Below are 12,127 nucleotides of genomic sequence, written 5' to 3'. Positions count from 1 at the left end.
AACTTGGTGAGGTACAAATTATCGTCAGGGCACGGCACTGCCGTGCCCCTACCCGTATACTTCATTTACCTGAAAAACGCTGTATCTTATTTTTTCAGAGTAATAAAAAAGCCTTAATACAACATTTCATTAACTCGCAGCCAATCCTCTGCTTACCTTTGCGCCCCTACCCTGCGGGAAGGTGAAGCGCATCTGCGTTTAAATTCCAACCCTCAATTCCTCATGAATTTAGGCAAAGCTGTACTTAATCTATCTTGCAGTAAACAACATAAACACAAAAGCCGCACCTTTAAGTGTTAGTGCGGCTTTAAGTTCCACAGAGATGGGTTGGTTCTATGAATATTCGTAGAAAGTATCTGGGATGTTTGAATGTCCCAGCACTTGGGGTTATTGCATCCCCCACTGATTTAAGGTTCCATTTTTATCTCCAGTGTACCTCTGTGCAGGCGCGACTAGATGCACACTGAAAAAACCCATTGGTGTCTTCTGTGGGCAGAACGTTAAGTTTTTTCCATAGAAGCTACAATGTTGCCTCCGGCTTTTTTCGTTCTTTACAAACTGCCATAAATACATCCTCTAGCGATCGCTAGATTAATTAGGCAGGAATGACTTGAACAATTAGTGCGCGTTTATCCAGCGACTGGATTTTACCTACTTGACTGAGATCATTTGCAATTCGGTCTAGCAGTTCTCCTGCTTGGTCACGATATTGATGTTCTCGGCCCCGTAAACGGATGGCAAACTTCACTGAATCGCCTTTACTCAACCACTGAACTGCTTTTTCAATGCGTAAATTGTAATCAGCGATGCCCACGTTTAGACCGAAGCGAACTTCCTTTACCGTGGGTCTAGCACTCTGGCTCTGACGTTTTTTCTTTTGGTACTGAAGCTTCCCATAGTTGAGAATCTTCGCTATAGGAGCGTCTTTGCCTTGAGAGACTACAACTAAGTCAAGCTCTAAGCTTTCAGCTAGCTGTAGCGCCTCATTGGTGTCGATCAGACCACGATTATTATTCTCATGATCAATTAAGAAGACGCTAGGGGACTTGATCTGTGAATTAATCAGTTGCTTTTGGATTGCGATAATGAATTTCTCCCAATTCTTTAACACTTTACTTCGCCGATAATGCCAATTTAACACAACACTGAATCAGAGCAACTTTAACTACACAATGGATGGCAATCTGTTAGAATTGAGCACTGTGGCACTCGCTCTCAGTCTTTGCGCTACTGCCCATCCAGCTTTTCAATAAATTTTTATTCGTCCGCCTAAGACTGACGCCGCCATTGGCGACAGGCCGATGTTATTTTTGGAGTCTTATGTCTTTTTCTACTCTCGGCTTGTCCAATGAAATTATCCGTGCCGTTACCGAACGAGGATACACCGAACCTACGCCAATTCAGATGCAGGCAATTCCTGCCGTTTTGTCGGGTAGCGATTTGCTAGCTGGGGCACAAACTGGCACTGGTAAGACCGCTAGTTTTACCCTGCCGCTCTTGCATCGGTTGTCGTCCGACAAGAGCAAAGGTACATCTAATGGATATCCACAAATCAGGGCGCTAATTCTCACTCCGACTCGTGAACTAGCCGCACAGGTGGAAGAAAGCGTGCGCGAGTACGGCAAATACTTGCAGCTAAACTCACTGGTGATGTTTGGTGGAGTCAGCATTAATCTGCAAAAACAACGTTTGAAGGGTCGAGTGGATATTCTGGTCGCTACTCCAGGGCGGCTGCTAGACCACGTACAGCAGGGCACAGTCAACCTCTCGCATATTGAAGTTCTGGTGCTGGATGAAGCAGACCGGATGCTGGATATGGGCTTTATTAATGATATCCGCCGCATCCTCTCACTTCTACCCAAAAAGCGGCAAAATTTGCTATTCTTTGCTACTTTTTCGGACAAAATTAAGGCGCTAGCTGCCGGACTGCTCAATCACCCAACAATGATTGAGGTAGCACGCCGCAACGTCACCGCCGACACGATCGCCCAGAAGATTTATCAGGTAGACCGTGACAAGAAACGCCAATTACTGGCTCACCTGATTCGGCGAGATAATTGGTATCAAGTGCTAGTGTTCACTCGCACTAAGTATGGCGCTGACCGTTTGGTTAAGCAGTTAGGCGAAGACCGTATTCAAGCATTGGCAATCCACGGTAATAAGAGCCAGCCAGCGCGTACCCATGCTTTGGCAAAGTTCAAGAATGGCACTTTACAGGTACTAGTGGCGACAGATATTGCTGCTAGAGGTCTTGACATCAGCGAACTGCCCCATGTAGTCAACTTCGATCTGCCCAATGTACCAGAGGATTATGTGCATCGCATTGGTCGCACTGGTCGTGCTGGGGCATCAGGTGAAGCCTTATCGCTGGTGTGCGTCGATGAATATCCTCTATTGACAGATATTGAAAAACTGATCGAGCAACGCTTGCCCAGGGAAGTAGTCGCTGGTTTTGGGCCCAACCTTGATATTGAACCAGAAGCGATCGCAAATGGACGGCAACACAGACCCAAGCCCGGCAGTGATAAGCGTCCGGCTCGTACTGCTAAACTCTCACCAGAGAGATCGGCTAAACGTAAGGTAGCGCCACCTGCCATTAATGGCGATAAACCTGGCGCTCGTTCGTCTGCATCACGCCGTTCTGCGAAACGCGATCGCTAATCTTCGTTCTTAAGGATTACTCTTTCAGCAACGCCCCTAAGCGGTTAAATTCACTTTCAACCTGCTCTTGAACTTGACTTTATAACCAGGACTCATATCATGTCCGGTAAAAGACTTATCATTAAAACCGCAGGGGCAGGGGGCAGGGAGCAGGGAGCAGGGAGCAGGGAACAGGGGAAAGAGAGTTTTAATATTTTTGCATAGATGCCCGGAATAATAACTAAATTAAGCGGACATGATATAAGTCCTAATAGCGACACTGCTGTTAGGACTTACGCACTTAGCTTAGATATTGAAACTAAGAATGAAAAATAGCACAACGCCCCATGTCAATTACAAAATTCCCAAAAAATGGTTAATTTTGGTTACACTGGCTTTGATATCTGCCTTCTTGCTGGCGATCACATCTACAGCCTCAAGTATTTACTTGTATGGCAGCAGTACTAATAATATCAAGGCAGATGCAGCTATTGTTTTAGGAGCGGCAGTTTGGGGACAAGAACCATCTCCTGTTTTCAGAGAGCGAATCAACCACGCCATTAATTTATATAAAAATGGATCTGTTGAGACGATTATTTTTACTGGCGGAGTTGGCGAAAGTAATGAACCAGCAGAAGCTATAGTTGGAAAAAATTATGCAATCGCACAACAGGTAAAAGCTGCTGACATTTTCACTGAAACTGAATCTCGCACAACTCACCAGAACCTCAAAAATGCTTTGGAAGTAGCGAATGCTCACCAATTAACCAAGTTTCTTATTGTTAGCGACCCATTGCATCTGAAGCGAGCCGTATTAATGGCGCGAGACCTAGGAATGGATGCACATTCGTCTCCCACACCTACTACCCGCTATCGCAGTTTTCACAGTCAGATAGAGTTTTTAAGCCGAGAAACTTATTTTTACTTTGTCTATTTAGTGTTTAAAATCTAGCTGTAGGTTCCGAAACTACAATAACTCTGTGATGGAAAATAACCGTTGTCGATCTATTTGTTGCAGCTTGATTTTTTCAGCGTAGAAAGCCTGATAATAGGATTGATATCGCTCTGGTTCAGCTTCTGGATCAGTTTGTTGCCACAGTTCCAAAAAGTGACGATAGCGTTTTTCCAGCATCACCAAATCCATGCAAGCGATCGCAGCTTGAACCACTTGTGGAGTCCGAAGTATTTCTTTCTGGTTTTTTTCATCCACATGAAATAAATGGGCAATTAAGGTCATCTCGCTGTCCAACTCTAAGAACTGATCTTGCAGGCGGGAAATTAAATTTGGTAGAGACACAAAATTTTTCGTTTCTTCATTACCGGATGAAATTTCTAAAATCTGCTGCCATAAAAATCGGTGGTGGGAAAGGCTAAATTGCAAATCTCTCTCCTCTAGTTCGGCAATAATCAATTGACGCTGTTCAGGGCAATGCAAGTAAATTCGCAGTAATAAGGCCTCTGCGTGTTCTAAAAGGCTCCGTTCTGTGGGAAGTGGGGAGTGGGGAGTGGGGAGTGGGGATTTGCTACTTCCCCATGCTTTCTTCGCTGACACAGGTTTAGAGTATGTAGCCGCAGGGGGAGCAATTTGAGTTAGCAGATTTTCGACTCGTAGGGGTATAAGTCTGGTATCTCCCAAGCTGAGTATTTCTGCACAGTAGGAAACGTAATAGTTGCGTGTATCGCTGTTAGCGATATTTTTAAGTAATTTGACTATTTGCTGAGTTACTTGTTGAAAATCAGTAGCCTGTTTTAAGTCGCGGTCTTGAATCATTTGCTGAATCTGCCAATCTAGCCAAAGTGGTGCATTTTTTAGCAGTGCTGCATAATCTTCTGGGGTGTGGCTATGCAAGTATTCATCAGCATCTTTACCATCGGGTAAATTGAGAACCTTTAGCTGAACTTCGCCTTTGTATGCTAATTCAGCAATTTCACCGATCGCCCGTTCTGCGGCATTGGTTCCGGCTTTATCGGCATCAAAGTTGAGTACTAATTGTTTCGATTCGGTGTAGCGTAATATTAACCGTACCTGTTCTAAGCTTAAAGCAGTACCTAGAGAGGCGACAGCGTTATTAATACCAGCCGCGTGGAGAGCGATCGCATCAAAATATCCCTCTACTACCACGGCTTGATCGAGTTGAGAAATCCCACCTTTGGCTTGATCGAGGGCAAATAATGTTTTACCTTTACTAAAAAGTTCGGTTTCTGGTGAATTCAGATATTTAGGCTGCTCATCAGTCAGGGTTCTACCACCAAAGGCGATGACGCGCCCTTGGACATCGCGGATGGGAATCATTAAGCGATCGCGGAATACATCATAATAACCGCCTCCTTCCTTGCGTGGCTTAATCAATCCCGCTTTTTCTAGTATCTGCGCGGGCAAACGTTTATCTTCCACTAGATAACGATAGAGAGTTTCCCAACCTGCGGGGGCGTAACCTAAACCAAATTGCTGTATAGTTTCTTCTTTGAGTTGCCGGTTAGATTGCAAATATTGAAGTGCCTTTTGCCCTTGGGATTGTCTGAGGGCATATTGATAAAACTGGGCGGACGTTGCCAGAACTTCGTACAACTGCTCACGTAAAGATAGCTGACGCTGTAATTCTTGGCGTTGTTCGGGTTCTAGGGTTTGCACAGGTACTTGGTAACGCCGTGCTAAATCCAGCACCACATCAGCAAAAGAGCGCTTTCCTAACTCCATGACAAACTTAATGGCATTTCCCCCAGCTTGACAGCCGAAGCAATAGTACATTTGCTTGGTTTGGCTGACGGTGAAACTGGGAGATTTCTCATCATGGAAGGGGCACAAACCGACAAAATCCTTTCCGCGTTTGCGTAAAACTACGTATTCCGAGACGACATCTACAATATCAGCCCGTAGTTTAACTTCCTCAATTGTGTCTGGGTGCAAGCGGGGGATTTGCATTCTAGTCTATTTATTAATTCATGGGTTGGTAGTTAACACTGCGGTGCGTTTACCAACTGATAGCTATTATATTCTTGTTGCTAGACCAAGAATGATGTATACAATTGCTTACATTTAATTTTATCAGAGGAAATACTTAAAATGGGACGTATTTTTATATCAGCGGCTCATGGAGGCAAAGAAGCCAGAGGAACCGATCCAGGTGCGATCGCAGGTGGTACAACTGAAGCTAAAGAAATGATTCTGCTGCGCGATTTGATTGTCACGGAACTAAGGGCGCGGAATGTGGAAATTTTGGCGGTTCCTGATGACTTGAGCGCCGCCCAAACTATCACCTGGATCAATTCTCGTGGCCGTCGGGGTGATGTTGCCCTAGAAATTGAATCTAATGCGGCTAATAGCCCTTCTGTGCGTGGGGCTGGTGTCTTTTACATTGCTAATAATAGCGAGCGCAAGAGTAATGCTGAACAACTACTAGTGGGATTGTTGCGTCGCGTACCCCAATTACCAAATCGGGGAGCCAAGCCAGATACAAATAGTGGATTAGGAAGTTTAGCATTCTGTCGCCAGACAACGCTTCCAGCTTTAGTGATGGAAGTAGGGTTTCTTACCAATCCAGAAGATCGGACTTTGCTACAAAGTCGTCGCCGCGATTTTGCTTTGGGAATTGCCGACGGATTGGTGACTTGGAGTCGTGTCATTGACCCCACTCCTGGAACTCCGGCGGAAGCAAATTATCCGCCAATTAATATTAATATTAATGGACAAAATTACTCAGAGCAAGGAGTTTTAGTTAATGGTAATGCTTACATTCCCATTGATTTAGTAGACCGTTTGCGGATTGACCTTTCCAAAACGCCTAATGTCAATCGAATTACCTATCGCAAAGTAGTTTATGTGAAAGCGATTGAACTGAGAGATTTTAATGTTGCAGTCACTTGGGATGCTGCAACGCGTACTGTTAGCTTGCGATCGAATTTGGTGGTTTGTCCTGGTCAATTTTCGCGGGTGATGTCGAACGGTACTACCTCAGAATTACAGTTACAATTATTCTTGAAAAATAATAATGAAAGTGCTTTGGTAAAGTTTCCTGACATTCCCAAACTTTATCAGGAAGAAGCAGGTATAGAAGGAGTGAACTATGATATTTCCTTTTGCCAAATGTGTGTAGAAACTGGATTTTTACGATTTGGTAGTGATATTAGACCAGAGCAAAATAACTTTGCAGGCTTAGGTGCGATCGGTGGCGGTTCGGAAGCTGCGTCTTTTCCAAGTGCCAGAATTGGAGTGAGGGCACACATTCAACATTTAAAAGCTTACGCTAGTTTAGAACCTTTGGTACAAGACGTAGTAGATCCAAGATTTCGCTTTGTCACACGCGGGATTGCGCCATTAATTGATCAGCTATCAGGGCGGTGGTCAGCAGATTTGGATTATGGTACAAAGATTTCAGCAATGCTCAAACGATTATATGAATCAGCAGGACTTCTTTGAGTCACGCAAGAGCTTTCCAGTTCATCAATCCCTGTATTCCTGTATTGTCACTGCGTGAGTTATTAGAGTAGTTAGCATTGCTTGAGAAGCCTCAAAATTACTAGATACAGATTTTATTCATTTTAGGACTTACGCAAAATATCTCTCCAACTCTGATTTCTCCGTGCCCTCTGTGCCTCTGCGGTTCGTTATTCCGTAACTCATGCGTAAGTCCTACATTTGTAGCGAATTAAATTGGTTATACACTGCATTAACAATGCGTCAGCTTGTTTTGTTAATGCAGCAGCTTGCCTTGCCAATACGTTCCCCGACATAAAAAACGCTACCCTTTTAGGCAAAACTGTACTAAAATTTTGCACAATGCGATCGCAAACGTGGTCTGCTTTAGCATAAAAATGCCGTAAAGTTAGTAAACTTGATAGCAATTAAGAAGACAGACCGTGATCGTTCCATCAGGCAGTAGAGCGTTAGTAGCAAGTCATAACAGTAGTTTAGAGTTTACCAGCCTCGCAAAACTATCAAGCGGAAACTTGCTTGCAGAAGTGGATCTGCGTCGGGCTGTAGTAAGTTTAAAGCTAAAGCAAGATAAAAAAGCATCGATGGGTCAGTTTCTGACTCCCGCCTCAGTAGCCCAATTGATGAGTGGGATGTTTAATAGGCTGGATTTGCCTGAAATATCCTTGCTTGATGCTGGAGCCGGAATCGGTTCATTACTAGCGGCTTTTGTGGAAAAAGTATGTCAGCAGCGAAAACCCACATCAAGTTTGCGCGTTGTAGCTTATGAAATTGACCCTTTTCTAATTCGATATTTGCATCAGACTCTAGAGCTATGTAAGAGGAAATGTGAAAATCTTGGTATTTCCTTCAATTACGAAATTCGTGAGACTGATTTTATTGAAGATGCAGTTAGGCTGCAAAAGCTTGGTTTATTAAATAGTGCGATGCCTACGGCGGTAAACTACGCAACAGAATTTACTCATGCTATTCTCAATCCACCTTATTTGAAAATCAATGCTAATTCCAAGGTACGCGAGTTGCTGCGTTCCATCGGTTTGGAAACTAGCAATCTTTATACTGGTTTTATGGCTGCTACAGCGCAACTTCTAAAACCAAGTGGGGAGTTTGTAGCGATTACTCCGCGCAGTTTTTGCAATGGGCCATATTTTCGTGACTTCCGCAAGATGTTTTTAGAGATGATGGCTTTAAAGCAAATACATCTTTTTGAATCGCGGCAAGAAGCATTTAGCGATGATGATGTTTTGCAGGAAACTATCATCATCCAAGCTACAAAACAAAAGCAAAAATCTAGCAGCGTCATTATCAATACCAGTTCTGGTGCTAATGATGAATTGATCATGTCACACTCTGTACCATATACAGCTTTAGTTCACCCTAATGATTTAGATCAGTTTATTCATATTATTCCAGATAATATTAGCCAGCAAATCTTTCAAAGAATGGCACTTTTAAGCTGTACTTTGAACGATTTGGGGCTAACAGTTTCAACCGGACGGGTAGTAGATTTCCGAGCAAAAGAGTACTTAAGGACAAATTCAGAAACCAATACTGTTCCATTAATTTATCCGGTGAATTTATCGAATGGATATGTAGAGTACCCGAAAATAACTAAAAAGCCTCAAGCAATAGTAAATATAGAAGAAACAACGAATCTTCTAATACCAAATGAGCATTACGTCTTATGTAAAAGATTTTCATCGAAAGAAGAAAAAAGGCGTGTTGTTGCAGTAGTTTATGATGCCAACCAATTTAATTATGGCTATGTCGGCTTTGAAAATCACTTGAATTACTTTCACAAAGATGGGCGTGGACTCAGCCTTAACTTGGCTCGTGGGCTTGCTGTTTATCTCAATTCAACCTTAGTTGATGCTTTTTTCCGGTTGTTCAATGGGCATACTCAGGTCAATGCAACAGATTTGCGAAAATTAAAATACCCTAATTTGTCACAGCTATTATCTTTAGGAACGGGATTTAAAGAGCAGTTTCCTTCTTTGCGGGAAATTGATGAACTTATCGAAAAGAAGCTAATGAGTATGTCAAATCTGTCAGAGAATAATCCAATTGCAACTAAGTCTCGAATTGATGAAGCGCTGCAAATCTTGACACAATTGGGCTTTCCACGGGCACAGCTTAACGAACGGTCAGCTTTAACTCTCTTGGCGTTGCTTGACTTAAAACCGATAGACTCTTGGCAATTAGCCACTTCCCCTTTGATGGGAATTACGCCGATGATGAACTTTATGGCTCAACATTATGGCAAAACTTATAAACCCAACACACGAGAAACAATTCGCCGTCAGACAGTACATCAATTTTTGGATGCAGCTTTAATAGTTGCCAATCCAGATGATTTGAGCCGCCCTATCAACAGTCCCAAAACTGTATATCAAATTGAAAATAGTGCGCTAGAACTATTAATAAGCTACGGTACTGACGAATGGAAAAATAGTATTTGCACTTATCTTGCTTCAGTTGAAACTCTAAAAAAGCAATATGCTCAAGAACGTGAAATATCTCGTATTCCCATAGTAATTAACGGAGAAATTAAAACTTTATCGCCAGGTGGTCAGAATATTCTAATTGAAAAAATTATTCATGATTTTGCCCTTCGTTTTACTCCTGGTGGAAAGCTCATCTATATTGGGGATACAGATGAAAAGTTTGCCCACTTCGATGAAACGGCATTGACAGATTTGGGTGTTAACATCGATTCCCACGGCAAAATGCCAGATGTGATCATTCACTTCACAACAAATAACTGGTTGGTGCTGATTGAAGCTGTAACTTCACACGGCCCCATTAATCTTAAACGGAAGAAAGAACTTGAAGTGTTATTCAGAGATGTCCAAATACCGCTGGTGATGGTAACAACATTTCTTAGCCGTAAGGCAATGGTGGGATATCTAGCAGAGATTGCTTGGGAAACAGATGTTTGGGTTGCTGATGATTCAACTCACCTGATTCATTTCAATGGTGAATATCTATTGCAGGCTTACCAAATTGAAGTCGCTGAACAGGAAAGCGACGATACTTGAGAGCGGTTAAACCTGAATCAAATTACTTTCTTACATATCTTGTTTATATTCTTCTAACAATTGCGGAATGTGATCGTACCCATCTACACCGATAACTGCAATAATTTTCGGGCGATGTTGCTGTAATAATTTTTGGAAAGCTTCTGCCCCTATTTGTCCTTGTAAAATTCTTAGTAACCCTGCTGGTTGCCGCCACTCACGAGAAGCAATTTGCTCTAAAAGATACATTCCTAAGCAGCCAGTGTAAACAGTTTTTTCGGAATTTTGTAAATGATAATAAGCTTCTGCTAAATAAGCTAAGTTCCGCCCTTGGAGATACAAATCACCAGAAAGTTGCGCTGTTTTAAAACCATCTTCGAGATATTTAATTGCCGTTTGGTGTTGTCCAATTACTAAATAGGCAATTCCTAAGCTGCTGACGCATAAGGCTTTACTTTGAATATCGCCTAATTTTTCTGATAATTTTAAACCTTGTTCCAAATAATTAATTGCAGCTTCATAAGTTTCTGGTTCTAGATTTTCTAGTTCCTGAGCTTGCATGACTTCGCTGTAACCTAAATTTACTAGCGCGTTTGCTTCTCCTGTCCTATCGCCAGCTTGCCGACTCAATATTAATCCTCGTTGACTGTAGCTAATTGCCTCAGCATAATTTTGCTGTTGCACGTAAGTACGGCTGAGGTGGTTGAGATTGGCAATTTCACAGGCGCGATCGCATGCATTCCTGGCTATCTCTAGCGCCTGCTGATGGAAATCAATAGAGCGCTGGTATTGCCCTAAAGCACGCTGAGAATAGCCTAAAAGGGTCAAAATCCGCGCTTTTTCTTGGGTTCCCTCGCCTCGCCGTAGCGGTTCATCCAAATAATCTAGGGCATCTCGTAAATAAGTACCAGTAAAAGAGGCGAAAATCCCGCCGTAAAAGGGAAAATATGGACGCTGGGCAAAGGTTCGCAAAATCTGGAGCATGATTTGAGAACAGGCATCCCTGTATACTGTGCTAATGCTGCCAAAACCACTTGCTAACTGACTCCAAATCACTGCAAAGGTTAAGAAAGTGGAAATGGACAACTTTGGCCCGGCTTTAATATCGTAAGCTTGTTGGTCAAACCAGTTAATTAATCCCCGTTGCAATAACTGTAAAATCAATGCCATTTCCACCCAATCTCTAAGGGTGATGCCTCGTTGTTGTTGGGCAAACTCAATTGCCGATTCTTCCCTAGCTAAGGTGCGAAGCAGTGCTTGGGGTAACTCACTATTAAGTTGTTTAGCCCAACTTGCCCAAGGGCCACGTTCTCCTGGTACGCCGCCAAATCCTAGGGATTCTTTTTGCTCGTACATCCAACTGAGCAAGTTGTCTTGTAATCGCTGCCAAGAAGCTAAACCACGGGTAATACCTTCGGAAAATTGTTGTAAATCAGAATCTACCTGAGCAAATTGCAGCAGTGCTTTTGATAACTGCTGTAGCTGTTGTAAATTTAGCGGATACTTCTGATTGGGGTCAGTAACCCGGATAAAGGCCGCCAGACGCTCGTCAGCGGTGGCTGTGGTAATTTCTGAAGCTGCCAAGACAATAGCTTCTGTGGCTTTGTTTTGCTCTTGCCAGCGTTGCCATTGACTTTGAATAGTTTTAATGGCTCTCAAGCTCCGAGTCGCCTTGGCTTTTTTGAGTTCGTCTTTTTGGCTATCTACTTGGCTTTGGAGGGCATTCAGGCGATCGCTCAAAGCTAGCTCAAATACTTCCCCTGTACCGGAAGTAATTCCTTTCAGCAGCATTTGATACACCTGTTCTACAGAGCTAATTTTGCCCTTGAGGGTGGTTTCAACAATTTCATCGATTAAGGCAAGATAGCGATCGCTTAATGGCAGAGAGTCTGGCACTTTGGCTATTAGGAGAATGTCACGTCAATTCTAATTCTAGTCTTGGCAGACTACTAGTAGCTTACTAAAGGAGAAAAATGGAAGCAAGGTTTTTCAAAATCCGTGAAAAGTAAATCATTTTACTCTGAGCATAAAATAATAT

7 protein-coding genes are annotated in these 12,127 nt (G+C 42.9%); 4 read left to right on the top strand and 3 right to left on the bottom strand.

All coding sequences use genetic code 11. From position 1 onward, the window contains the following. Positions 1-595: 595 nt before the first annotated feature. Positions 596-1,111, bottom strand: a complete 516-nt coding sequence (gene infC / locus H6G97_RS07080; protein ID WP_338421607.1) for a translation initiation factor IF-3 — start codon at positions 1,109-1,111, stop codon at positions 596-598. Positions 1,112-1,320: 209 nt separating this feature from the next. Here infC and H6G97_RS07075 point away from each other — a divergent pair, with 209 nt between their 5' ends. After that, positions 1,321-2,661, top strand: coding sequence for a DEAD/DEAH box helicase (locus tag H6G97_RS07075; RefSeq protein ID WP_190939961.1), 1,341 nt, complete (start codon positions 1,321-1,323; stop codon positions 2,659-2,661). 304 nt (positions 2,662-2,965) lie between these two features. Continuing rightward, a complete protein-coding gene (locus H6G97_RS07070; protein WP_190939960.1) occupies positions 2,966-3,592 on the top strand; it encodes a YdcF family protein in 627 nt (208 codons plus the stop codon). 15 nt (positions 3,593-3,607) lie between these two features. On the opposite strand, the gene dnaG is transcribed toward H6G97_RS07070, so the two are convergent. Then, the gene (gene dnaG, locus H6G97_RS07065) at positions 3,608-5,563 is read right to left on the bottom strand and encodes a DNA primase (protein ID WP_190939959.1); all 1,956 of its coding nucleotides are present in this window, start codon (positions 5,561-5,563) and stop codon (positions 3,608-3,610) included. A 141-nt stretch (positions 5,564-5,704) separates the two neighbouring features. On the opposite strand from dnaG, the gene tftA reads away from it, so the two are divergent. Both tftA and H6G97_RS07055 read left to right on the top strand, forming a co-directional pair. Then, entirely contained in the window at positions 5,705-7,057 is a 1,353-nt protein-coding gene (tftA, locus tag H6G97_RS07060; protein WP_190939958.1) for a hormogonium tapered terminus morphoprotein TftA, read from the top strand. Positions 7,058-7,497: 440 nt separating this feature from the next. After that, complete coding sequence (locus H6G97_RS07055; RefSeq protein ID WP_338421606.1) at positions 7,498-10,110, top strand: BsuBI/PstI family type II restriction endonuclease; 2,613 nt, start codon at positions 7,498-7,500, stop codon at positions 10,108-10,110. 30 nt (positions 10,111-10,140) lie between these two features. On the opposite strand, the gene H6G97_RS07050 is transcribed toward H6G97_RS07055, so the two are convergent. After that, positions 10,141-11,985 carry a tetratricopeptide repeat protein gene (locus tag H6G97_RS07050; protein ID WP_190939957.1) on the bottom strand — a complete coding sequence of 615 codons (1,845 nt, stop codon included), beginning with the start codon at positions 11,983-11,985 and terminating at the stop codon, positions 10,141-10,143. Between the last annotated feature and the right edge of the window lie 142 nt (positions 11,986-12,127).

This window comes from Nostoc flagelliforme FACHB-838 (assembly GCF_014698065.1).
GTDB lineage: Bacteria > Cyanobacteriota > Cyanobacteriia > Cyanobacteriales > Nostocaceae > Nostoc > Nostoc flagelliforme_B.
Note: the sequence above shows the minus strand (reverse complement) of the source record. Positions and strands in the feature narration are given on the sequence as shown.